The following is a 24,799-nucleotide window of genomic DNA, read 5'->3' on the forward strand; positions in this document are numbered from 1 at the left end:
GGTTTGCTCTAATACTTCAGATGACGCACCGGGGTATACCGCCATAACCTGCACCACCGGCGGGGCAATTTCCGGGTACTGCGCAACCGGCAAGCTGCGCATAGCAGCCAGCCCGGCCAGGCAGATAAAAATACCGATAACAAAAGCAAAGATCGGCCTGTCGATAAAATAGCGTGAAAACATAAACTTATCCTTGCCTGTTAGCCTTTAGTTGCTGGCTCTTGTGCCAGCTGCACCGGCATGCCAGGGAAGAAAATACGCGCCATGCCTTCAACAATGACCACATCGCCGTCTTTCAAGCCGCTTTTGATCACCCAGCCATTTTCACCATTTAATTTTACCCACTCGCCCACTTCAACCGGCGCCGGCATAGCCACTTTGCCACCATGCTCACCGTCTGCCAGTACATAGACAAACTTGCCGGTACCGCCATCCAGTACAGCTTTTTGCGGTACTACTATCGCGTTGTGGCGCACCGCACCTTCCAGCTGAATACGGACAAACTGGCCCGGGCGCAGCAGCGCATCAGGGTTGGCAATTTCGGCTTTCATTTCGCTGGTACCGGTTTGGGTGTTAATGCGTACATCAGAAAAATCGACAATACCGGTCTGGTTATAGACATCACCGTTAGCCAGCAGCACCTTAACCTGCCACTGCTTAGGTAAATCTACCTTACCGCTTTGTGCCTCAGCCCTCAGCCGTAACTGGTCGCGCTCGGCCACAGAAAAACGCACATACATCGGGTCTAACTGGGTAACATAGGTCAGCAACACCTCTGGCCCTGACACTAGGCTGCCTTCAGACACCAGTTCACGGCTGACCACGCCACTAATCGGCGAGCGCACTTCAGTGTAATTTAGCTGCACCTGTGCCTGCTGTAAGATGGCCTCAGCAGTTTTGACATCGGCTTTGGCCACATCAACTGCAGACAACGCATCATCCAGGCTTTGCTGCGATACCGCACCGTCTTTACGCAGCTTATCCAGCCGCTTTAAGGTGCGCTCAGCCTGTGTCTGCCGGGCTTGTGCCGCGGCCAGCTCAGCTTTATTGCGGTTTACTGTTGCTTCAAAAGTGGCCGCATCCAGGCTAAATAATGACTGCTCAGCTTCGACTTTTGCGCCTTCATTAAAGTTACGCTTTTCGACAATACCCGACACCCTCGCCCGTATTTCTACTTCCCGCGAGCCGGCCAGTAACGCTGGCGTTTCAATCAGTAAAGGTACGCTTTGCGGCTGAACGGTCAGCACATTAACCGATGCTGGCGGCATGCCACCGGCGGCAGCGCCTTCTCCGGCATTAGCGGACGGGTCTGAACAGGCTGTTAATACTGACAGTGAACACAGCAACGCTGTAGTTAACGCTGCGCGCGAATAAAATGACGTTCTTGTCATAAAAGCACCTTTAGCTGACCGGCGATCCCTGCGTCAGCCTGACTGAAGCATGATGGCACGGCAAATTGAGCAATAAAATGAGCGATATAAGTAGCGGATTTACGATATAACCGCAGTAAAATAGCATATTTTTTACCAATCGGAATAAAACTTATATGAAGATTTGTAAAAAAGTATTGCTAAATTGGTGACACGCGAACAACTGTAGTTGCGCATATAAAAGAAGATTATTTACTGGCAAGGCTGCGGTAGTTTTTACTTATTGCTTAAGAGCAGATGCCAGCACCTGATGCTGGCAGTGGAATTGGCCAGCTATGTTAATTATTCACTGTAGCGGCGAATAACAGACACTTTGCCGTTTTCAAGCTCAAGCACATCCAGCGCGACTTTGCTGTAGCTAAAGTCCGAGCCGTCTGAACGCTTACCTTTTGCTGAGAACTTATGTTTAATAGCCACTGCATTGTAACCATGCTGGTAATCAATAAGCTCGGCCTTATATTCACTGTGAACACCAAGGTAGCGGCTCATACCTTTGCGCATCAGGGCTTTACCGTCCGGCTCGCGCGAATCATCGGGCGCATTGGGGAAATGCTGATTACCAACATCATCGGTAAGAAAAGATAAATAATGCTCCAGGTCTTCTGCAGTCGCATCCGGCTGCTGTGTCTTTAAATGTGCATCGTAATACGCTTTAACGAATGCATCGTAGTTAAAATCATCAGCTAACATAGCGGGGCTGAACAATACCAGCCCCATAAAAGCAATAATCAACTTGTTCATTCAAACTCCTTGTTAAACAGCGGCGCCCTTTTTAACCAACCGTGACGAGTAGGACAGTCCACCTAATATCGTTCTTACCTTTCGCCCGAATTTAGCGCAGAAATCCGTGCTACGGGTTGACGTCTGGCCAGCGTGGTTCGCCGGCAATAACATTTGATTACTAGGCATCTGCCCGCTTAGTGCTGCGAACCAAAAAGTAAAAACACACGGCCAACAAAAGATACCGTGGTAGCGTTGTAACAATGCTACTGAGCATCTGAGGCTGTGATTGCGTAACAAAATACAGCTGTAACAGCACCAAAGGCGCGAGTAGCAACGCATAAAAAGTGAAATCTGTTTTTTTAATTACCAGCTTACTGGCGAAAGCCAGTACTAAAAATGCTGCTGCCAGCGGCACTGCAATGATGAACAAGTCTACCAGGATAAATGCAAGCAAACCTGATACTTGTGCAACGGGCTTGAGGATGTCCGCAGGTATAGCTACCGCTGCGCCAATACCGGCAATAACTACTGATACATAAGCCAGCGCAATACCTAAAATGACTGCGATTACTCGATTTTTAACTTGCTCCATCGATTTACTCCTTTTTTTCCTAACATCTAACTTTTTGTTACAAATACCTAGGTTATAATAATGAGCGAAGCGATGGAAGCCTATATATTTAGGCCCCAGCTAACACTGTTTGCTGACCATAAAATTTGATTGTTAGCTGCCAACTTAGTAAAAACCTGACACACCAATAATACCCACAAGTAAAAAACAAAGAGCATATGATTCAGCAAAACTTATATTTCTAAAACCAAATAAATCAGAAATAAGTCTATTCCAGATCTCCATAAAAAGTTTACTAACTGTAGATACAACTAACAGGCTACAAACAAACAACACACATAGAGCCGTGATTGGGTGTTCTATCGTATCGAAGAGCGTTTCAGTCTCGCGAGGTCCAGTTGAATAGCTGAATATCCAATAATCCAAGGTGTAAACAAGAAAAATAATAAAAGTCCAAAAAACATTAAATTCTGTATCAATTTTTTTCATATGATTTATCTGGTTATCATGGGTAACTCGGGTAGTTAATGCTCGCCACAAACGCAAAAAATTTATTGCGAAGCGAGCCGCTAAGCGGCATTTTAATGGCGATTTTTAGCCGCTTTTTACTTTAAAATACACTCTCACAAAATCAGGTCCCCAGCTTTGTTTCTTAACTTCAAGCATTTTTTCAAATTCAAAATCAGAGATTAACAGCTCATCATTCTTCAGCCACGAAATAGTAAAATCGAGATCTTTAGGATGCCCATCAAGCCGAATAACATTACCTGTTTTTTTACTTCCATCCAGTTTTTCAACAAAAATTTGAGTTTGCCAATTCGTCGTAGCGCCACAATCTGCATTTATCACGACAGCTCGCATTTTTCTATCTGGGGAGTACACCTCTTGATGCTCATCGAATGAACAGCCGCTTGACAATATTGAACCCAGCCACCAAATACCTAAATACAACACAAGTCCAAACCAGAATAATGCGGCACCCAAATTCCGTAGGATGGTGAAAACTTTGTTCATAGATAGAACTCCATTTTACTAGCGTTCAAAGTAGCTGCGCGGTAAAACATCGGCTGCTTTTGCGTGTTATAAACCACCTTACCTACTTACTACCACCTATGTAGAACCTACATCTTTTTTAAGCACCAGTACTACCAGATAAACCAGACCAAACGGTGGAATGACTGAAAGCACCATTCCCAGAAAACCAGCTAAAACCGGGGTTTGAGTTTTACGACGGCCCAGGTAGTAACACACGCCGCCCATGATCAGCGCGAATAAAGCGATAAGCTCGCCGAGCAACGTAGCATTGATATTCAAATGAACTTTCCTTGTGGTTTATAACAGCTGATTCAAAAGATCAAAACCCGCGAGTTGCCAGTTTCAGATCCCGCTAGTTCCAAAATTAAAACCAGTCTATGCCGCCAGTTAAATGTAAATCAACAATTTTTATTCTGTAGCACAATTGATACTTGTGAATTGCAGGTGTTGCATCCGCAAGTTGTTGTGGAAAAACTCAGGCCTAAACGCTGTCTGTTTAAACAGCGGCTAAGCCTGTTGTTAACGTGGTGAGGATGGATAAAAGCACCACCTCTCGGTGAGCCAGGCGTTTCTTTTTATCAAACGGCTGCAGCCTGTTTGGCCTGCTGCTCCAGCTCGGCTTTTAACGCCGGGTCCAGCTTTAACTGCCGCGCCAGTTCAGTGAGGTAGCTGCGCTCCATAAAGCTCTCTTCATCCACCACCAGCACACTGGCCAGATACATCTCTGCTGCCATTTCAGGCGTGGCCGCGCTGCTGGCTATCTCTGCCGGATCCAGTGGCTTTTTCAGTTCGGCATCAAACCAGTGTTGCAGCGCATCGTCACTGGTCAGGCGGGCAATTTCGTTGTCTATCAGTTGCCGCTCTTTGTCATCAATATGGCCATCGGCTTTAGCGGCACCAATAATGGCGCGCAAAATAGCGTGGCTGTGCTGCTCTGCCTCGGGGGCCGGTAGCTGGTCTATAGTTTGCGGTTCACGCTGCGGCTCCCGCTGCACAGCAGCACTGCTCTGTTGCTGCTGCCAGTTACTGTAAGCCTTATACGCCACTACGCCAAGCGCCGCTAAGCCACCATAGGTCAGTACTTTACCGCCCACTTTGCGGCCTTTTTTACTACCCAGCAGTAACCCCAGCGCACCGCCGGCAAGTGCGGCGCCCCCTTTGCCGGATAAAAAGCCTTTGGCTGCGCCAGTGTTGCTGCCCTGACCGGACAGCAACTCAGAACCTTGCTTAAACAACTGATCTAATAAACCTTTAGTATTCATTATTATCTCCGGTATTTTATATCTGGCTTTGAGACCCCTGGTGCAAAGAAAAATTCCACACTGACACGCTCTGTTACAACATCGCATTTTCCCCAGCTATAGCAATGTGCTTTACTTGTTGGCGATTCAGAACCATAACAACAGGGATCTTTTATGTTTAAACCACGTTACCTTGCCCTATTCTGTGCGCTGGCGACAGCGCCGCTAATAGCTGCCGAGGGCACAGCCCTGCTGCGCCAGCCTGATATATCGGCCAGCCATTTAACCTTTATGTACGGCGGCGATATCTGGATAGCAGATAAAGATGGTAAAAACCCGCGCCAGCTAACCAGCCATCCGGCCAGCGAGTTTGCGCCGCATTTCTCTCCCGATGGCAACTGGATTGCCTACTCTGCCAGCTATGACAACAATACCGATGTCTATGTGATGCCCACTGCCGGCGGCGCAGCCACCCGGCTGACGTTTCACCCGGGGGCCGATACTGTTAACGGCTGGAGTCCGGATGGCAAAAATGTGATTTTTGCCTCTAACCGTGAAGTCGCCAACAGCCGCAGCAATCAGCTATTCAGTGTGCCGGTAACAGGCGGCTTTGCCGAAAAACTGATGGAGGCCGTAGCCTTCGAAGGCGAGCTTAACAGTAGCGGCAATAAACTGGCGTACCGGCCGAATAATATGGCGTACAGTGGCCCGAGTGGCTGGCGCTTGCACCGCGGCGGCAGTACACCTCCGGTGTGGATTATCGACCTGGAAAAACAGCAGCTGGAGAAGATCCCGCACCCTAATGCCAATGAATTTAACCCGTTCTGGCTGGATGATACGGTGTACTTTTTATCCGACCGCGATAACCAGGCGGTTAATTTATTCCGCTACCGCAACAAGCAGATAGAACAACTGACAACCAGCAATGATTGGGACTTACGCAGCGCGGCAGGCCATGGTGACAGCATAGTGTACGAAGCTGGCGGCTATTTACACCGCTATGATGTTGGCAGTGGTAAAAGCACGCCTATTACTGTCGACATAAAAATGCAATCAGCGCAAAAGCGGCCGCAGTGGAAAGATGCCAGCAAAACCCTGACCCGCGCCGGTTTATCAGCCACAGGCCAGCGTATTGTTGTCAGTGCCCGCGGTGATATTTTTACCGTACCGGTAAAAGATGGCAGCAGCCGCAATCTGACACAGAGCAGCGGCGTACGCGAATTCGATGGCTTATGGAGCCCGGATGGCAGCAAAGTAGCCTATATATCCGATGCCGGCAATAAACACCAACTGGTGCTGGAGGCACAGGACGGCTTAAGCAAGCCACAAAGCTATGACTTGTCTGACAGTGGCTATTTTAACCTGCTGAGTTTCTCGCCGGACGGCAACCTGATTGCCTATCACGATAACCACCTGAATCTGTATGTGTTTAACTTAAGCACTAAACGTAGCCAGAAACTAGACAGCTCACAGCGCCGTGATGGCTTTAGCGTGTCATTTTCACCGGACAGCCGCTATCTGGCCTATACCGTAGCTGGCGTCAATTATTTTAGCCAAATCCGCTTGTTCGACTTCACCAGCAATAAAGCCGTCAGTATTACCGATGGCATGAGCCACGCGGGTGACCCGGTGTTCACCCAGGACTACCTGTATTTTACCGCCTCGGTGAATACCGGCCCGTCTCAGGTTGGCCTGGATTTATCCACCCGTGAACGGCCGGTGCGTAAAGCCATTTATGCCTATGTGCTGTCAAGCGAGGGTAAGTCGCCGCTGTTGCCCAAAACAGGTGACGAGCCAGTGAAAAAAGCCGACAGCAAAGACAAAAAAGACAGTAAAGAAAAAGATGCCGACAAAACAGTTAAAGCAGTCGATATCGACCTTGCTGGTTTGCAGCAGCGTATTATTGCCCTGCCCGTTGCCGAGCGTAACTACGACAGTTTAGCGGTAGCTGACGATGGCGCACTGTTTTATCTGGAACATCCGCAGCCGGGCAGCAGCAATGAACCACCAGGCAGTGATGAAGATAACAGCAGCACCTTGTATCGCTTTGACTTTGAAGAAAAAGAAGCTGAAGTGGTGAAACAGGGTATTGCCAACTACAACCTCAGCAGTGACGGCAAAAAACTGCTATTGGTAAGTATGCCGAATAAACTGGAAGTGGGTGACGCTAAAACCAAGCCAGAAGCCAAAGCCGTATCGCTGGCAGAAGTGCGCAGCTTTATCGACCCGGCTCAGGAGTGGCAACAGATATTTAATGATGCCTGGCGTATGCAGAAAGAATATTTCTACGATGCCAATATGCACGGCATTGACTGGCAGGCAATATACGATAAGTACCAGCCACTGCTCAAACATGTGCAACGGCGCGAAGATTTAAACGATGTACTGGTAGATATGATTGCCGAGCTGCAGGTTGGCCATAACCGTATTGGCGGTGGCGATGTGCACCAGGAAGGTTCGAGCAAAGCGGGTCTGCTGGGTGCCGATTTTACCATCAGCAATGGTAAGTATCAGTTTAAAACCGTGTATCAGGGTGATCGCTGGAGCCCATTCTTAAAAGCGCCACTGAATGTGCCCGGTGCCAGTGCAAAAGCCGGCGACTACCTGCTGGCAGTGAACGGCAAGCCGCTTAGCAGCAGCGATAACGTTTATGCGCTGCTGGATAACACCCTGGGTAAACAGGTTGTGCTGACTATCGCCGATGATGCCCGCGGTAAAAACCAGCGCAATATTGTGGTTGAGCCGGTAGCTAACGAGCGTGAACTGCGGCTGTGGCACTGGGTTGAACATAACCGTAAGCTGGTAAACGAAAAGACCGATGGCAAAGTCGCTTACGTCTACCTGCCGAACACCGCAGATGGCGGCTTTTACTTCTTCAACCGTATGTTCTTCGCCCAAACGGATAAACCGGCCGTCATTCTGGACGAGCGCAAAAACGGCGGTGGCCAGGCAGCGAACTACATCACCGAAATTCTTGGCCGGCAGTTCCTGTCAGGCTGGAAAGACCGCGACGGTTTAGTCTTTACCACGCCAGGTGGCGGCATTTATGGCCCGAAAACCATGCTGATCGACCAGGATGCCGGCTCAGGCGGCGACTTCCTGCCGTGGGCGTTCAAACGTTTGAAATTGGGTAAAACCATAGGTACCCGTACCTGGGGTGGCTTAATTGGTATTTCAGCTAACCCGCCAATGATTGACGGTGGTTTCCACGTTGTGCCGTTCTTCCGCTTTTATACACCGGATGGCGAATGGCGGGTAGAAAATGAAGGCGTCGCGCCGGATATCGAGGTAGAGCTGGACCCGATAGCGGTAAATAAAGGCATAGATGTGCAGTTGGAGCGTGCCATTACCCATACGCTGAACGAGCTTAAGGCCAATCCGCCAGCTGACCACAGTAAAGCACCGGCTATGCCGAGCAAACTGGGGTTGTAAGTAGGTAACGAAAGACAAAACCGCTGCTATGCAGCGGTTTTTTTTGCCAATTAAGCATTTAAGGAAATTGAGACGTCATCCGTTTTATATCTATTTATTTGCAACTGCACATCGTTTCTCCATTCTGATCCTTCCATTCTTTATACTCTCGATATGAATCCGGGTTGCCATGTGAGTTGTCGACGGAACAAGACAATTTAACATTGCGGCACGATGTTTCATCATAACCATATATAGTCCCGTTCTTATTGCCTGAAGGCATATTTATAACTGGAGAAACTGAACATCCACTTAGGATCAAGCACAACATACCAACTATGATTTTCATACTGATTTTTCTCTCAAAGGTATTTAAATCAAAATAAATATTCTTATACCATAAAAATTTTAAACTACTTACTTTCTGGCGGGCGTATCAAGCTTTTCGCCGGCGTCATAATTCTGAGCGTGAAAAACGTTAACATACTGAGGATTAAAGCAATCTCAAGCCGCCCTGTCGCGACAGACATACCGATAGCACCGGTTAACCATAATGCCGCCGCTGTTGCGGTGCCAGAGACAAAACTTTCGCCTTTGACCATATTCTTTAAAATGGCACCACCGCCGATAAAACCAATACCGGTAATGATCCCCTCCATTACCCGGGCTTCCGCATCGGTTGATGTCAGTACCTGCAGCCCCACCAGCATATAGCCACAGGCCGCAACAGCAACCAGCGGAAAGGTACGCAAACCTGCTGTGCGCTCGTGCTTTTCACGATCCCAGCCGATGGGTAATGCCAGAATAAACGCAATAATCAAATCGCGGATATGCAATACGACGATGTTCCAGTCCAGATCAGGTATCAGTTCCATTTATACAGGCTACCAGTTTTTAATTGTCAGTAACGCCAGCCTAACTGCCAATAAGAACATTTTCAAATATCCTTCACCCGAGTATTGACGGCTTTATCAGTCGCCAAAATTTATTTACAGTGTTGAAAAAACCAGAACAGCCGCTGTTAAGCGGCTTTGGCCTGTAAAATCTGTTGCTGTAAATTTAGTGCAGCTGTTTGTAGCTGGATAAATAGCGTAGCGTCTTTCAGTTGCTGATACTGGGTATCAAATACCTGATAAAAATTTGCCACTGACACAGCACCGCTGAGTTCCGCGCCCATAAAAGGCGCAGCTTTTACTGCCGCCTGTAACACACTCTGGGCGCCGCCCGGGCCCGGGGCTGCTGCCAGAAACAGTGCTGGTTTGTGCTGAAAAATACGTTTTTGGCTGCGCGAGGCCCAGTCATACAGGTTTTTAAAGGCCGCAGTGAAGGTACCGTTATGTTCGGCAAATGAGACGATAAGGCCATCTGCAGCCGCTATCTGCTGTAAAAAAGCCTGAACCTGAGGCGGCGAGCCGAGCTCGGCTTCACGCCGCCCACTGTAAAGTGGTAACTCATAATCATCAATATTGAGGGTTGTTACCTGTGCTTGTGGCAGCAACTGCGCAACGCTAAGCGCCAGCTGCTGATTTATTGATTGCGGGTTATTACTGGCGGCAAAAGCGAGAATCCTCATAGAACCTCCTGACGGGCTTTTTCCTGATTTAAGTTACGCTGTGCGGGGATATCACTTAGATACTCGACAAACTCCACTTCGAAGCCAGCCGGGTCAACAAAATAAATATTCTTGCGAAAAGGATCATCAGCCCCATTTTTAGCAATGCTAAAACCGGCCGCCTGTAAGCGGGCGATGACCGCATCCAGGTTGTTAGTCACATAGGCAAAATGCGCAAAACCAACGCTGTGCCCGGCCAGGTCGCGGTTTGCCCCCTCACCATGATCGCTTAGTGCTATATAGTGATAGTCATCACCAAAATGCAGCCAGTTTCTGGGCTTGCCGTACCACTCGCCCTTACCTTCGTCGCGGATGCGCCAGTGCGGAAAAGCAGCGCGGTAAAACCTGAGCATGGCATTAAGATCGGACACCACTAGATTAACGTGCTCCAAATACATAAAAGTCTCCCTAGGCTTGCTTGTATTAATTCGACAGGCAGGGTAAAACCTTAACCTAAGTTAAGGTAAAGTGTTTTTTACTAAAAAATTCAGAATACTGCGGAGAGCTTATGTCGGAAGCAACGTGGAGTGTCGGTCGGGTGGCTGAGCGCTGTGGCGTGAATGTCAGCACACTGCATTTTTATGAGCAAAAAGGCTTAATAAAAAGCTGGCGTAACGCCGGTAACCAGCGCCGTTATAAACCAGACGTGCTGCGCCGTATTGCGGTGATTAAAGCTGCACAAAAAGTCGGCATCAGCCTGGAAGAAGTCAAACAGGCTTTTCTGTCGTTACCCGATAACCGCACACCAACAGTGGAAGACTGGCAGCAGCTGTCTCAGAACTGGCACACGATACTCGATGCGCGTATTGCCTATATGCAAAAACTGCGCGACTACCTGACCGGCTGCATTGGCTGCGGCTGCCTGAGCATGGCCAAATGCCCGCTGTATAACCCCGATGACAAACTGGCCGCCGAAGGCACTGGCGCAGTGGTGCTGGATAACGAAGAAAAGCGGGTTCTGGCTCAGGCGTCACACCTAACCATTAAAGAAAAATAAACAGATGTTCGCTTAAAAAAAATAGCAAGCAAAAATCATATTAATGATTTATTTATATTATTCATAAAGATAAGCAAAACATACTAATCATAATATCAATTTTACTGGCCTTACCAGATATTTTAGTGTACAACTGTACGCCGAAATTAGCCAAGCGGATTATTATGTGGTGAAAGCGTTATTAGCACGATCGTGGCGTGCGTTTTGTCTGATGCTGGGTAATCAGCCCAGCCTGACAGGGTATTTACTCCCCCTGATGCAATGGTTAAAACCGGGCTTTTTGCCCGGTCAATACCGTGCACAGCTTGTCGCATCAGCATGGCAAACGGCTGACATGATTGAGCTGACACTGCAGCTGTCAAAGCGCTGGCCAGGCTTTGTGCCGGGGCAGCATATTAATGTCACCTTAAATCATAATGGCCGCTACCTGACACGCCCTTTCAGTATTTGCTCAAGCTTCTCTTTGTGGCAAAGTCAGGGCCAGATTAGTTTGTGTTGCAAGCTAAACCGGGAGGGTGAATTTACGCCACTACTGGCAAGGTTGACTAAAGGCCAGTGGCTCAGTATCAGCGCAGCACAAGGTGAGTTTGTCTGGCAACAACCGGCTCTGAGTACGGTTTTTATCGCTGCGGGCTCTGGCATTACGCCTGTCGCCGCGATGCTGCTTAGTCAACGTCACTGGTTGTCAGCAGTGACATTGCACTACAGGGTGCGCGGCAATGAAAATGCAGCCTTACTTGCCCCGCTGCAACAACTGGCACAGCGCAACCCGCTGTTTAACCTGCAGCTATCAGACAGCCGGGTTGAAACAGCAGCCGAATTCAGTACCAGGCTGATGCAACAGCCGTTACAACGCGAATTTTATCTTTGCGGCCCGGCCATGTTTATGCAGCACATTACTACCAACCTGACTGCGCATGGCGTAAGCAGAGCACAGATCCACTGCGAACAGTTTGCGCCCTTATTGCAAAACACCGCCCATAGCAGTACTGACGATGAAATTAACAGCACCTTTATTGTCGCAGGCCTACCTAAGATGATGGCACTGCCCCGTATGTTCAGCCTGTTACAAAGCGCTGAGCAGCAAGGACTAGCCCCTGCTTTTGGCTGCCGCATGGGAGTGTGTTTCCAATGTGTATGCGAAAAGGTCTCCGGCCAGGTGCGTGACATGCGCAGCGGCCAGTTAAGCGGCCATGGCCGGGAACAAATCCAGTTATGTATCAGCCAGCCCGTTACTGAGCTGGTCATTAAGCTTTAACAGGACAGCAGATGAAACTGACAACCGAACAGTTTGATGCATTAGCACTTGAGCTGGATGCGCTGAAATTGCAGATAAAACAACATGTAGGCGAAGCCGATGCGCGCTATATCCGGCGCGTCTTGCTGTGTCAGCGCTTAGCTGCCATCAGTGGCCGCGTATTAATGGTGCTGGGCTTTGTCACGCCGTGGCTCTGGCTGGCAGGTGTGTTACTTTTGGCATTGGCGAAAATTCTCGACAATATGGAAATTGGCCATAATGTGCTGCACGGCCAATATGACTGGATGAACGATCCGGTTTTACACTCTAAACGCTTTGAATGGGACATTGCCTGCGAGGCCGGCTCGTGGCAGCGTACCCATAACTTTGAGCACCACACCTACACCAATATCATTGGCAAAGACCGAGACTTTGGTTACGGCTTATTGCGCCTGAGTAACGACTTTCGCTGGCGGCTACGCAACCTGTGGCAAGGCGGCACTTATCTGCTGTTAAGCATGCTGTTTCAATGGGGCGTGTCCTACCATGAGCTGGCAGCGCAGCGGGTATTTTTTGGCAAGAAAAAAGCCGACCGCCACAGCCAGGTCACCGATAGCGAGCTTAAAAAAGCTTTTTTCGGTAAAGGCGCACGTCAGCTGATGAAAGACTACCTGTTTTTTCCGCTTCTCGCTGGTCCGATGTGGCTATGGGTACTGGCCGGCAACGCCCTGGCTAACCTGATAAGAAACCTGTGGACATCAACCGTGATTTTCTGCGGCCATTTTACCCGCGATATTTATACCTTCAGTGCTGAAGCATGCGAAAACGAAAGCCGTGGTCAGTGGTACTACCGCCAGATGCTGGGTTCATCCAACTTTACCGGCCCAACCTGGCTGCATATCTTAACCGGCCATTTAAGCTGCCAGATTGAACATCACCTGTTTCCGGATATTCCGGCAAGGCATTATCCGGCTATGGCTACGCAGGTGCAGGCGATTGCTGCACGCTTTAACATTCCTTACAACACCGGCAGCTTTATGCATCAATATGGTACCGTGTTCTGGCGTATCCTGCGCTACTCGCTGCCTGGTGGAAAAACCAGCTCCGGCACTGCGCTATCTTAAAACATGGCCGGGGTTAACCCGGCTGTGATATAAAAGCCCACTACCTATAACCCAGTGGGACCTTACTATGACAGTAAAGCTTAGTCTTAGCGCCGCCGTGATGTTTTTGGCACTTAATAACGGCAACGCTTATGCCGTAACGGCTACCGAGCAACTAGACACCTTGCTCAGTGAACACTGGCAACAAGCCAATAAAGAACAAATCTTCTTTCGCAAAGACCCGGATACCTTTCGCATGAACGGCAAATTGCCGGATGTGTCGGCCAAAGGCCGCGAGCGGCGGGAACAATATAATGCCCAGTTGCTAAAGCGGCTCGACAGTATTGATGAGCGCCAGCTATCTGAAGCGGATAAAATCACGCTGCGCTTGTTTAAATACGAGCGGCAGACCGAAGCGCAAAGTTACAAGCAATTTGATCATCTGTTTCCTATGCAGGCGTACGCTGGCTATCACAGCTATTTTGCCGCAGCACCGGACAATATGTCGTTTTTAACCAAAGCAGACTACGACAACTACCTTATCAGCCTGGCCGATTTTCCGCGCTACAACCGGCAGCATCTTGATAACCTGAAGCAGGCTATCGCCAAAGGCTATACCCATTACTGCGCCAGCTTTGCAGGCTACGATAAAACCATCAGCCAGCATATTGTTGATAAGGTCACCGACAGCGTGTTCTATGCCCCGCTGGCAAGCCAGCCAGCTCAGTTCAGTGCTAAGCAGCAGCGCTATTACACTGAGCAAGGCAGCAAACTGATTAAAGATACTGTGATCCCCGAGTATAAAAAGCTGCACCAGTTTTTCACCCAGGAATATATGCCGGCTTGCCGCAAGCAGGTTGGTATTACCGAACTGGAAGACGGCGTAGCGTATTATCAGTACCTGATTAACTTTTATACCACCACCAATATGACGCCGGAGCAAATCCATCAGTTAGGGCTGAATGAAGTACAGCGCATCCGCACTGAAATGGACGCCATTATTAAGCAGGTTGGCTTTAATGGTAGCTTTGCTGACTTTGTGCGGTTTTTACGCACTGATCCGCAATTTTACGCCAGCTCAGGTCAGCAACTGATGGAAAAGGCCGCCTTTATCACGCGTAAAATGGCCGGTCAGCTACCCAAATGGTTTAACACCCTGCCCCGCAGCACCTTTGATATTAAAGCCAGCCCCAGCGGCGGGGCTTACTACGTAGCATCTGATGGCAGTGGCACTACATCAGGTACCTATTTTATCGGTGCCAATGATGTCAGAAGTGAACCGCTATACAATTTAGAGGCGTTGACCTTTCATGAAGCCGAGCCAGGGCACCATCTGCAAAGTGCACTGGCACAGGAAATGGACATCCCGGAGTTTCGCAAAACCCTGTATCACAGTGCCTACGGTGAAGGCTGGGGCCTGTATGCCGAGAGTCTGGGTAAAGAAATGGGCTTTTATCAGGACCCTTACAGCGACTTTGGCCGCTTAACCTACGAAGCCTGGCGCGCCAGTCGTTTAGTGGTAGACACCGGCATGCATGCACTGGGCTGGAGCCGCCAGCAGGCGATAGATTATCTGGCAGCCAATACGGCGTTAACCATGGTTGAAGTCGAAGCCCAGATTGACCGCTACATTACCTGGCCGGCGCAGGCGTTATCGTACAAGATTGGCGAAATCAAAATCCGCCAGCTGCGCGCTCAAGCCGAGCAGCAGTTGGGTGATAAATTTGATATCCGTGCCTTTCATGATCAGATGCTGAAAAACGGCAGCTTGCCACTGGATTTACTGGAACAGTTAACGCTGGAATGGATTAACACGCAAAAATAAGTAGCGCCAATATCAAGGCTTGCTCAGTTCCCCAAGGTTAATGGTTGGTTCAGAGCAAGCTGCGGTGCTTTTTTTGCTGTGTTATGCCTTATGCTGCCACACCAGATATAAACCACTTAACATGATGACAGCCGCGCCGGCCAACGTAGAAAATTCCGGGTAAAGCTGCCACAACACTATGTCAAAACCAATCCCCCATAGCAGTGCCAGATATTCAAATGGTGCAACGATGGCCGCCGGTGCCACTTTAAACGCTTCGGTAACCGCTATCTGACCGCCAAAACCGGTAACACCAATCAGGACAAAACTCAGCCACAACTCACTGCGTAGTGGTTGCCAGTCAGGCCAGGCTAATAGCCCGGCGCCAACGGATAACAACGTCATCAGCCAGAACACCATATTGCCGGTGCCTTCACGCCGGCCGAGAATACGCACAGTAATCGCCGACACCGCATAACAAAATGCCGCCAGTAATGCCATCAGTGCGCCGAAACTTAGCAGCTTGTCGCCGTCAGGTTTTAACATGTAGCCTACCGTTAGCAGCCCCAGCGCAATAGCCACCCAATGTCTGGGCGCAACATACTCTTTCAGCCAGAAGGCAGACATCGCCGTAATTAATAGCGGTGCGGTAAAAAAGATAGTGTAGGCTTCTGCCAGCGCCAGGCTTTGCAGGCTGAAAACAAAAGCCCATAACATGGTAACCCCCAGCACGGCGCGCAATAAATGCAGGCTCCAGCGCGTATTGAGCAGGGTTTTATGTCGCCCTGTGCTTAGCAGCCACACCACCACCAAAGGCCAGGCCAAAGCACCACGCAAGCAGGCTATTTGCATGGCGGTGTAATAAGGGGTTAACGATTTCATTGCCGCATCCATAGCAGCAAACAGCGCCACGGCCAGCACCATGCACAAAATACCGCGTAGCGGCCTATCAACCGAAGAGACAAAAGGTAAAGACATTGAGTGAAAACACCTGCGATAACGGTGCGCTATTGTACAGCCGGCAACAGCATCCGGCAGCAGTAAAATGCATTTTATGGTGCAAAATAGCCAGCTCTGGCAACTGTGTTACTCAAGAAAACATTTTTCAGATATCACTTTGTACATGATTACGGTAATAACACAGACTAAAGCCGGGTGCGTAACAAAAGCCACTGCGCTTAGCGCGTCAGATTCGCACTGAGCGTTTAATACTGAGCAGAAAATGAAATCAACTATAAATGTTGAACACACGGCCAGTATCACAATCAGCAAATAGCTGTAGGGGGATTTAAGCTTAAGCGCAAAGGCGACAAATAATATAACAACCACTGGTATACCAAGGGTTATTAATAACATCATCCGGCGGCCTAGTGCTTCGTTCGCAGGAAAAATGCCACTATCACAGAAGTCAGTATTCCCATGATGGCGGCGCCCATCATGCTTTGCAGCATATAGTTGTTTAAACTGAAATACTCTGCCGCTTGCTCTGATGTCATCATGTTTTGAGCAACAGCATAAGCCTGCACGTTCAGAAAATACTCCGGCGTAATCACCTTGTGAGTAAGCCACTGAGCCAGCGGGCTTAACAGCACCACCACCAGCGTGATCAGTAATCCCGCCTGCATACCCTGTTTCCAGCTCATATTACCGTTGTAGTCGCGCCGCTTTTTCTGCCTCAGCGCCAACACGTAAACGAGTATCGCCGGTATTGCAAACAGATTGGTATAAGTGGCGTGCTGCGCAATCAGGCGGCCATGTAAACCTGCTAATTGCTCACCCCACATCCACAGCAGCATTACGGCAGTAAAAATAACGCCCCAGCGTATTTCGGTCAGGTATTTTTGCATAAGGTATTGATGTTATTAACACAGATAACGAAATACTATAGCCGGTTTATCCGGCTTTGCCAGCACTAGCGACGGACGTTAACACCACTAGCGCCACCACTGCCGCTGGCATTAACTCTGTCGCACTTGCTGGTGTAGTTTGGCCAGGATCTTAATATCTTCGCTGTAGGCCATAGCGTGCTCTGCTCTGGCCAGCGCCGCCGCGGAGTGACGCTGGCAGTGGGTTTTAAAATCGGTATTAATCTGGCTAAGGGCAATAAAACTTTTTTGCAGCCGGATCTGAATTTCCAGCATCGCCGCGCCATCACGCGCTATCGGCGTATAAAAGTCATCAAATAAATCCGTCAGGCTAAGCCCCAGTTGCCAAACCCGGGGATAGTGTATCTGTACGTTGTCAGTGTCAGGGCTTTGCCAATTGGTCAGCACCCGGGTGCCGCGACCGATAATTTCAATAGCCGTGCCGGGGTCATTCACTGCCGGTGACAGCGCTTTTGACGCTATTTCGGCCAGCACCAGTAAACCAAAGCGCGGGTCCTGATCAAAGGTGCGAAAATCCTCGATAGTAAAAGCAGCTAAGAAATCAGTGTTGTCAGGTTGGCCTGACGCCCCATCAACCCATAATAGTGGCCGGTGTGGATCGATAAAAATGCCGGCCCGCACCACAACATAAACACGGCAACTGTTTTGCTCAGCCCATTTATTAATCGCTTTTATATCAATATGCTGGATATAGCCAATCCGCGCTGTCTGTACCGCCCTGGCGCCATCAGGGATCAGGCCTAAATCGGTTAAAGGATTAGCATGCAGCCACGGGCATTTCACAAAGGCCTTTAACGCGCCATAGGCTTCATCTTCTACTTTACGTGCAGTCTCCCCCACCCGGCCAAGCCCGGATAAATGATTGATCCACACCAATATGGTAACCACTATCAGTACAATCACCAGAATAGTGGTCAAAAACAGTACGACTTTGCCCTGCTTGGTATAAAGCTCTGTGTTAAGCAGAATGATACTGACAATGCTGAATAAAAATGAGCCGACAAAGGTAGCCAGTGCATTGTGGGTGGTGGTGTCTTCCATCAGCAGTCGGGTAGCCCGTGGCGACACACTATTGGTAGAGGCACTGAACGCGGCGATCATTACGCTGAGCGAAAAGGTGGTAACGGTCAGCATACTGGAGGCCAGTATGGTCAGAATTTTTTCTGCCGCGCCGGCGCCGATAAGATCAGACAGCGATTCAGGGATAAGCGGCTGCACAGCGATAGCCACCATTGCAGAAATCAGTGCCAGCACGGCAAATGAAACCGTCCGCACCCATAACTTCCGGCTCAGTTTTAACAGTTGCCAGCCCCACTTCGATACCATCAGTCCATCCTTTTATTGTTGCTGTACCACCAGTCGGCCAGTGCCAATGCATTCCCCTGCATCAATACCGGCAAAGCCCTTTTCTGCAGCTGGTACTGGTACATCGGGTCGTAGTATTCGTTCAGCAAACAGCTGATCCAGACCCGGTGCAGGCTGGTGTCGCCACTACACTGCTGTTCGGCCAATGCCTGCAGTAACAGCGCCCGTAATTCACTGTACAAAGCACCGCCGAGGCGTTTGCTGATCCGTGCCAAACCTTGTTGCAGCATAGCACTTAGCACGCTGAATGCCGTTTCAGCATAATGCCCGCTGGCTTTTGCCATAACATCAGTTACATAGTCATGCAGGATGACATCAACGCGTTTTTCTAACGGTTCTTCAAGTAATAGCGCCGGGCTTTGCTGCATGGCCTGATATAAGCGATGCGGAATACTGCGCTGACCGATCAGCAGGCTTTCATCTTCCAGCAGCAGGTAAGGTGCCTTAAGCTCACGCACCTGTAAAATAGCCGCGGCTAAATCATTCTCAAACCTTACCTGTGGTGGTTGTGGCGTCAATTGCTGGCCAAAAGCAGAACCACGATGATTCGCTAAACCTTCCAGATCGAGCATCTGCAGCTGCTGCAACAAACGGGTTTTGCCAGTGCCTGCCGGCCCGGCCAGCAATAGCAAAGGCTGTGACGCCGCCTGCTCAATGACCCGCAGCGCAGCATGGCGCAAGGCTTTAAACCCGCCTTTAATACGCGGATAAACCACACCCTGTTCTGCCAGCCATTGCTGCACAATCTGAGAACGTAAACCGCCACGGGCACAATACAGCGCGCCGTCAGGATGCTTTTGCACAAAATCCAGCCAGGCCCCGATTCGTTGCTGCTTTAGCGCACCGCTGACCAGCTGATGCCCCAGCGCAATGGCAGATTGCTGCCCATGTTGTTTGTAACAGGTGCCGACCGCCGCACGCTCGGCATCGTTCATCAGGGGCAAATTGTAGCTATGGTTAAATGCACCTTTGGCAAACTCCACCGGCGCACGCACATCGAGCAGCGGCAACTGCAGCCGCAGAATGTGCTGGTAATCGTCAGTTAACGGAAAATGCTCTGCCATAACGTGCGTTAACGCACCCTGACCAGATGGCCTTTGCGTGCAGCTTTAAGTTCGCCGATTGGCGCTAAGGTTAAATCGTACGCAACGGCCAGATGAATAAGTGCAGCTTCCGCCTTAGCATTAACCGCAATCAGCAAGCCGCCGCTGGTTTGCGGATCGCATAATAATGCCTGCTGCGCCTCGGTTAATGGTGATACTTTACCGCCATAACTGGCAAAATTACGCGCACTGCCGCCCGGCACACAGCCCTTTGCAATATAGTCGCTGACATGTGGCAGTACCGGGACCGTATGACTGTCCAGGTCAGCACTTAGCCCACTGCCTTCACACATTTCAATTAAATGCCCCAATAAGCCAAAGCCGGTAACGTCGGTCATGGCATTTACACCATCGAGTCTGGCGATATCAGCTCCAATATGATTCAGCTGAACCATAGTGTCACGTGCTATGTCGCTGTGTTCCTGCTGCAGTTTCTTTTGTTTTTGGGCGGTCGTTAAAATACCAATACCGAGCGGTTTAGTCAGATACAGTCTGTCACCGGCGTTAGCCGTGTTATTCCGTTTTAAATAGCCGATATCTGCCCGGCCGGTAACCGCCAGGCCAAATATCGGCTCAGGGGTATCAATGCTGTGGCCACCCGCCAGAGCGATGCCGGCTTCTTTACAGGTATGACGCGCACCTTCAAGCACCTGCTGTGCCAGCTCAGGCGGCAACCGGCTAACCGGCCAGCCCAGAATAGCAATCGCCATCACAGGTTTACCGCCCATGGCATAGATATCGCTTATCGCATTGGTTGCCGCAATACGGCCAAAATCAAAGGCATCATCAACAATCGGCATAAAAAAATCGGTGGTACTGAGGATGGCCGTACCATCGCCCAAATCGTATGCGGCGGCATCGTCTTTGCTGCTATTACCCACCAGTAATGCCGGGTCTGAGAATGTCAGCTCTGATAGCAGTATTTTATCCAGTATTTGCGGTGAAATCTTGCAGCCACAGCCCGCGCCGTGACTGTATTCAGTGAGTTTAATGGCAGAAAAATCAGACATAGTCACGCTTAGCTAAGACACTATAGCGCCAACATAACCAAAGCACTGCCAGATAACAAGTGTTGTTCAGATATGGCAGAAGACACGCCACAGCATTGCCGTGGCGTTTCACCGTATTATTGTTTTGAGCTCAGTGACTTATCACGCACCGCTTTAAACTCTTTGCCTTGCAGCCAGTTTGGCCAGCTCTGGTTGTTTGCAAGTTCATTACCTACCTGAAAATACAGAAACAGGTCTTGCTGGGCACCGCGTAAATCCCAGGCCGGGTCAAACTCATCCGTCACTTTATGGTAATAGTCACTGACATAGCGCCGGCGCTGCTTCAGGCCCCAGTCTTTGCCGTGCTCAACACTGTCGATGCCGCCACGGGCATATAGCATAGGCACCCCTTTTTTCGCCAGGTTAAAGTGATCAGAGCGGTAATAAAAACCGTCCTGCGGTGTCGGCTCCGGTGCAATGTAGCGGTTTTGTGCTTTAGCATAACGGCTCAGCACAGGTTCAAGCTCTGAACTGCCGTAACCAAATACCATCACATCGCGCATCGGGCCATAGACGTTAATCACATCCATGTTAATGCCAGCCACGGTTTTGTTTAACTCAAACAGCGGGTTATTGGCATACCAGGCAGAGCCTAACAGACCACGCTCTTCTACCGTTACCGCCAAAAATGCCACAGAACGCTTTGGCGCAGGGCCGGCTTTAAATTGCTCCGCCAGCGCCAGCAACGCAGCAACTCCGCCGGCGTTATCCTGGGCGCCGTTAAAAATTTTGTCATCAGGCCGGCTGAAATCGAGGCCGAAATGATCCCAGTGCGCCATATAGATCACGGCTTCATCTGGTTGCTCAGTGCCTTCGATATAACCAATGACGTTATTAGACGTCAGCTGGCGCAGGTTATTGCTAATGCTGATAGAGGCGCGCTGTTTAAACCTGATCGGCTGAAAATCTTTGCTCAGCGCCTGCTGCCGCAGCTTCGCCAGCGAAGTGCCGTTTTGTGCAAACAGTTGCTCTGCCGCCTGCAGCGACAACCAGCCCTCTACCTGCGCCTTGTGCATATTTTTATGCTCAGCCGCCAGTTCAAAGCGGATCGGCGATGTACCGGCGACAACATTCCAGCCGTAGCTGGCCGCATCGGTTTCGTGCACGATAAGCGCCATGGCCGCACCCTGACGCGCGGCTTCTTCGTATTTGTACGTCCAGCGGCCGTAGTACGTCATGGCATTGCCGGTAAACAGGGCCGGGTCCTGCGTGGCATACCCCGGGTCGTTCACCAGGATCACCACCGTTTTACCCTTTACGTCCAGGCCGGCGTAGTCGTTCCAGTTGTACTCGGGCGCGACAATACCGTAACCGACAAACACCACCTCACTGTCTGCCACATCAATTTGCTTTTGCATGCGGGTAGACCAGGCCATCATATCGGTTTTATACGTCAGGCTGCGCTTAACACCAGCATCGGTGCTGAGCGTCAACGCCGACACCTTAACCGGGTCAATTTGCATCACCGGCACTGGCTGGCGGTAACTGCCGTCTTTATACGGCGTTAAGCCGATACGGGCAAACTGCTGCTCCAGATAGCGTACGGTGTTTTCTTCCCCCTGAGTCGCAGGTGCCCGCCCCTGCATTTCATCTGAAGCAATGCGCTGAAAGTATGTGGAGAAATTGCGGTTAAATTCGGTTTGTACCAGGCCCGGTTGCGCGGCAGATTGATTAGCACTGCTATCTGCCGGCGCAGCGGCTTGGTGATTAACACAAGATGCCAGCAGCAAACTGGCGGCAACTGAAGCCGTCGCTGCTGCAAAGCGGTAAGTAAATTGTCGTCTCATCAGGTTTCCTTGCTACAACAGGGTAGCATTTACCTTACCTGATATAGCCTGCGCAAACGACAGGCTTGAGACAGATAACCGGGATCAGGGTTTAATTTTATAAATCACATTGACTGATTTTTGCAGCGTAATATGTCTTGGCAACACCAGGTTAGCGCCGCTGTCGGCCATCTCCGCTTTGCCACGCATAGCACCAAAACTGACGGCATTGCCGCTAAAACCAAAGTCACCGGCCAGCTGGCCCCAGCCACCCGCTTCAGTGATAGCAAACACCGTAGATATTTTTACCCCCTGGGCACCGGCCAGCCGGTCTGCCCGACGACGGGCGTCTTCACCGGCCTGCTGGCTTAATTTCGTTTCCAGCGCTTCACGCTGGCTGCTGTCAAAGCTGCCCTGAATCGAAAACACATTCGGCTGTTTAAACAGATAATCCATCACATCGATATAATGTGTCAGCTGATTTAGTGTAACGGTTATCGGCTGGCTGGCTTCGTAGCCGGTGATGGCTCTGTCGTTGTAATCTTTGTACAGCGCTTCTTTATTAATTTGCGCGGCATCAATATCGGCCTCACTCACGCCCACAGAGGCCAGAAACTGCATTAAATCACGGCCTTGTTTATACACGGCTTCGGTTGCGGCATCTGCGCGCTCGGCGGTATGACGGATCATAAACTGAATGCGCGCTTTGTCCGGCGCAACGTCCAGTTTGGCTTCACCGGTTACATTAATAAACGGAAAATCCGGTAACGGGCTGGCGGCTACGGCACCGCTAAGAAGTAAAGCTACACTGCTGATACGGGTTATTAATTTCATACTGACCTCACTGTTAAATTTATTCGGCACCTGGTGTAATGGCAGTATTACAACAGAGCCGGCCCTGGCGAATTGTCAAAATTTGTAGCCTTGTGTTCGCGCCAGCTTTGCCTTTACACTGCGCTTTTGCTTGTTTTTAGGAAAACGCTGATGTCTGCACCTTTGTTTCCCCTTGCCGCCGTGTTGCTTTGCAGCAGCACTGTGATGGCTGCCACCGACAGTTACACCTACGCTAATATCGACGATGTTGTGGTAAAGCACCTGCACCTGGACCTTAGCGTCGATTTTGCACACAAAGCATTAACCGGTTTCGCTGATTTACAACTGAACTGGTTGGATGCAAACAGCACAACCTTATACCTTGATACCCACGATCTGCAGATCGAACGTATTTATGCCAAACGGGCTGACGGCAGCTGGCAAAAAGTCGCTTTTACGCTGGGGCAACGCGACGATGTACTGGGCAGCAAACTCACGGTAAACCCACGTTTTCAGGCTCAGACACTGCGGATTTACTACAGCTCAACCGATAAAGCGTCAGGCTTGCAATGGCTGACGCCAGAGCAGACGGCTGGCAAAACCACGCCCTTTATGTTCAGCCAGAATCAGGCTATTCATGCCCGCAGCTGGATCCCGATCCAGGACACCCCGGCCGTGCGCATGACGTACAGCGCCCGCATTCACACCAGCGACGATGTTCTGGCCATTATGAGTGCCAATAATGAACCGGGCATGATTCGTGACGGCGACTATCAGTTCACGATGCCAAAAGCCATTCCGGCTTATTTAATCGCCATCGCCGCGGGCGATTTGCAATTCAAAGCCATGAGTGAGCAAACCGGTGTTTATGCAGAGCCCTATATCTTAAATGCGGCAGCAGAAGAATTTGCCAGCACCCAGGCGATGATTGATGCCACAGAAAAGCTGTATGGTGAGTATCGCTGGGGCCGTTATGACCTGTTGATGTTACCGCCAAGCTTTCCGTTTGGCGGCATGGAAAACCCTGAACTGTCGTTTATTACACCGACAGTGGTCGCCGGTGACCGCAGCCTGGTCAGCCTGATTGCGCACGAGCTGGCACATTCCTGGTCCGGTAACCTGGTAACGAACGCCAGTTGGCGCGATCTGTGGCTGAATGAAGGCTTCACCTCTTATGTTGAAAACCGCATTATGGAGCAGGTGTTCGGCGTTGAGCGTGCCGTGATGGAACAGGCCTTGTCGGTACAGGGCTTAAAAGAAGAACTGGCAAGTTTAAGCGCTAACGACAGCGTACTGCATATCGACCTGCAGGGACGTGACCCGGACGATGCTTTCAGCGGTGTGCCTTACACCAAGGGCCAGTTATTTTTAATGTTTTTAGAGCAGAAGTTTGGCCGCGATAAGTTTGACCCTTTTGTGCGGCAGTACTTTGACGACCACGCGTTTGAAAGCATCACCACCGCCGACTTTGAGCAGTACCTGCAGCAAAACCTGCTGAGCAAATACCCGGGCGTGGTGTCAAACGAAGAAGCCAAAACCTGGATTTACGGCACGGGTTTACCGCAAGGTACACCCCAGCCGCAGTCTGATGCCTTTAACAAAGTACAGCAGCAGCTTGATAACTGGCTAACAGGCAATGCCGGTTTAGATACG

General features: G+C 50.1%; 24 protein-coding genes. 6 read left to right on the plus strand and 18 right to left on the minus strand.

Features of this window, described 5'->3' with window-relative positions; translation table 11 throughout:
• The 8 genes from VIN66_RS15725 to VIN66_RS15760 all read right to left on the minus strand — a co-directional run.
• Window positions 1–183 (minus strand): efflux RND transporter permease subunit (locus VIN66_RS15725; protein ID WP_331924855.1); only part of this gene is annotated, 183 nt, incomplete at its 3' end.
• Between the two features lie 17 nt (window positions 184–200).
• Window positions 201–1,391 (minus strand): efflux RND transporter periplasmic adaptor subunit, encoded by a 1,191-nt coding sequence (locus tag VIN66_RS15730; protein ID WP_331924856.1) that lies wholly within the window; start codon window positions 1,389–1,391, stop codon window positions 201–203.
• Window positions 1,392–1,712: 321 nt separating this feature from the next.
• The gene (locus tag VIN66_RS15735; protein WP_331924857.1) at window positions 1,713–2,171 is read right to left on the minus strand and encodes a nuclear transport factor 2 family protein; all 459 of its coding nucleotides are present in this window, start codon (window positions 2,169–2,171) and stop codon (window positions 1,713–1,715) included.
• A 160-nt stretch (window positions 2,172–2,331) separates the two neighbouring features.
• Window positions 2,332–2,745, minus strand: coding sequence for a hypothetical protein (locus tag VIN66_RS15740; protein ID WP_331924858.1), 414 nt, complete (start codon window positions 2,743–2,745; stop codon window positions 2,332–2,334).
• 144 nt (window positions 2,746–2,889) lie between these two features.
• The gene (locus VIN66_RS15745) at window positions 2,890–3,213 is read right to left on the minus strand and encodes a hypothetical protein (protein WP_331924859.1); all 324 of its coding nucleotides are present in this window, start codon (window positions 3,211–3,213) and stop codon (window positions 2,890–2,892) included.
• A gap of 105 nt (window positions 3,214–3,318) precedes the next feature.
• Window positions 3,319–3,738 (minus strand): hypothetical protein, encoded by a 420-nt coding sequence (locus tag VIN66_RS15750; protein WP_331924860.1) that lies wholly within the window; start codon window positions 3,736–3,738, stop codon window positions 3,319–3,321.
• Between the two features lie 96 nt (window positions 3,739–3,834).
• Window positions 3,835–4,038, minus strand: coding sequence for a hypothetical protein (locus tag VIN66_RS15755; RefSeq protein WP_331924861.1), 204 nt, complete (start codon window positions 4,036–4,038; stop codon window positions 3,835–3,837).
• A 299-nt stretch (window positions 4,039–4,337) separates the two neighbouring features.
• Window positions 4,338–5,021, minus strand: a complete 684-nt coding sequence (locus VIN66_RS15760) for a tellurite resistance TerB family protein (protein ID WP_331924862.1) — start codon at window positions 5,019–5,021, stop codon at window positions 4,338–4,340.
• A 153-nt stretch (window positions 5,022–5,174) separates the two neighbouring features.
• Here VIN66_RS15760 and VIN66_RS15765 point away from each other — a divergent pair, with 153 nt between their 5' ends.
• Window positions 5,175–8,432, plus strand: coding sequence for a S41 family peptidase (locus VIN66_RS15765; protein WP_331924863.1), 3,258 nt, complete (start codon window positions 5,175–5,177; stop codon window positions 8,430–8,432).
• 392 nt (window positions 8,433–8,824) lie between these two features.
• On the opposite strand, the gene VIN66_RS15770 is transcribed toward VIN66_RS15765, so the two are convergent.
• From VIN66_RS15770 to VIN66_RS15780, 3 genes are all read right to left on the minus strand, one after another.
• On the minus strand, window positions 8,825–9,286 hold the full coding sequence (locus tag VIN66_RS15770; RefSeq protein ID WP_331924864.1) for an MgtC/SapB family protein: 462 nt from the start codon (window positions 9,284–9,286) through the stop codon (window positions 8,825–8,827).
• Window positions 9,287–9,432: 146 nt separating this feature from the next.
• The gene (locus VIN66_RS15775; RefSeq protein WP_331924865.1) at window positions 9,433–9,984 is read right to left on the minus strand and encodes an NAD(P)H-dependent oxidoreductase; all 552 of its coding nucleotides are present in this window, start codon (window positions 9,982–9,984) and stop codon (window positions 9,433–9,435) included.
• Window positions 9,981–10,421 carry a VOC family protein gene (locus tag VIN66_RS15780; protein ID WP_331924866.1) on the minus strand — a complete coding sequence of 147 codons (441 nt, stop codon included), beginning with the start codon at window positions 10,419–10,421 and terminating at the stop codon, window positions 9,981–9,983. The genes VIN66_RS15775 and VIN66_RS15780 overlap by 4 nt, the downstream gene beginning before the upstream one ends.
• Before the next feature lie 110 nt (window positions 10,422–10,531).
• Here VIN66_RS15780 and soxR point away from each other — a divergent pair, with 110 nt between their 5' ends.
• The 4 genes from soxR (at window position 10,532) to VIN66_RS15800 (ending at window position 15,185) form a co-directional block, all read left to right on the plus strand.
• On the plus strand, window positions 10,532–11,020 hold the full coding sequence (gene soxR, locus VIN66_RS15785) for a redox-sensitive transcriptional activator SoxR (RefSeq protein WP_331924867.1): 489 nt from the start codon (window positions 10,532–10,534) through the stop codon (window positions 11,018–11,020).
• A 166-nt stretch (window positions 11,021–11,186) separates the two neighbouring features.
• Window positions 11,187–12,278: an iron-sulfur cluster-binding domain-containing protein gene (locus VIN66_RS15790; protein WP_331924868.1), complete on the plus strand. Its 1,092-nt coding sequence runs from the start codon at window positions 11,187–11,189 to the stop codon at window positions 12,276–12,278.
• A gap of 11 nt (window positions 12,279–12,289) precedes the next feature.
• Window positions 12,290–13,381: an acyl-CoA desaturase gene (locus VIN66_RS15795; RefSeq protein WP_331924869.1), complete on the plus strand. Its 1,092-nt coding sequence runs from the start codon at window positions 12,290–12,292 to the stop codon at window positions 13,379–13,381.
• A 67-nt stretch (window positions 13,382–13,448) separates the two neighbouring features.
• On the plus strand, window positions 13,449–15,185 hold the full coding sequence (locus VIN66_RS15800; protein WP_331924870.1) for a DUF885 domain-containing protein: 1,737 nt from the start codon (window positions 13,449–13,451) through the stop codon (window positions 15,183–15,185).
• Window positions 15,186–15,266: 81 nt separating this feature from the next.
• On the opposite strand, the gene VIN66_RS15805 is transcribed toward VIN66_RS15800, so the two are convergent.
• From VIN66_RS15805 to VIN66_RS15835, 7 genes are all read right to left on the minus strand, one after another.
• Complete coding sequence (locus VIN66_RS15805; protein ID WP_331924871.1) at window positions 15,267–16,142, minus strand: DMT family transporter; 876 nt, start codon at window positions 16,140–16,142, stop codon at window positions 15,267–15,269.
• Window positions 16,143–16,531: 389 nt separating this feature from the next.
• A complete protein-coding gene (locus VIN66_RS15810; protein WP_331924872.1) occupies window positions 16,532–17,011 on the minus strand; it encodes a DUF4199 domain-containing protein in 480 nt (159 codons plus the stop codon).
• A gap of 111 nt (window positions 17,012–17,122) precedes the next feature.
• The gene (locus VIN66_RS15815; protein ID WP_331924873.1) at window positions 17,123–18,376 is read right to left on the minus strand and encodes a DUF2254 domain-containing protein; all 1,254 of its coding nucleotides are present in this window, start codon (window positions 18,374–18,376) and stop codon (window positions 17,123–17,125) included.
• On the minus strand, window positions 18,376–19,479 hold the full coding sequence (gene mnmH / locus VIN66_RS15820; protein ID WP_331924874.1) for a tRNA 2-selenouridine(34) synthase MnmH: 1,104 nt from the start codon (window positions 19,477–19,479) through the stop codon (window positions 18,376–18,378). Before mnmH ends, VIN66_RS15815 begins: the two co-directional genes overlap by 1 nt.
• A gap of 8 nt (window positions 19,480–19,487) precedes the next feature.
• Window positions 19,488–20,528, minus strand: coding sequence for a selenide, water dikinase SelD (gene selD, locus VIN66_RS15825; protein ID WP_331924875.1), 1,041 nt, complete (start codon window positions 20,526–20,528; stop codon window positions 19,488–19,490).
• Window positions 20,529–20,644: 116 nt separating this feature from the next.
• Entirely contained in the window at window positions 20,645–22,354 is a 1,710-nt protein-coding gene (locus tag VIN66_RS15830) for a M28 family metallopeptidase (RefSeq protein ID WP_331924876.1), read from the minus strand.
• Window positions 22,355–22,438: 84 nt separating this feature from the next.
• Window positions 22,439–23,167: an SIMPL domain-containing protein gene (locus VIN66_RS15835; protein WP_331924877.1), complete on the minus strand. Its 729-nt coding sequence runs from the start codon at window positions 23,165–23,167 to the stop codon at window positions 22,439–22,441.
• 150 nt (window positions 23,168–23,317) lie between these two features.
• Here VIN66_RS15835 and VIN66_RS15840 point away from each other — a divergent pair.
• Window positions 23,318–24,799, plus strand: a 1,482-nt coding sequence (locus VIN66_RS15840) for a M1 family aminopeptidase/hydrolase (RefSeq protein ID WP_331924878.1), incomplete at its 3' end; no start/stop codon positions are given.

Source organism: Rheinheimera sp., assembly GCF_036568245.1.
In the GTDB taxonomy this organism is placed as follows: Bacteria; Pseudomonadota; Gammaproteobacteria; order Enterobacterales; family Alteromonadaceae; genus Alishewanella.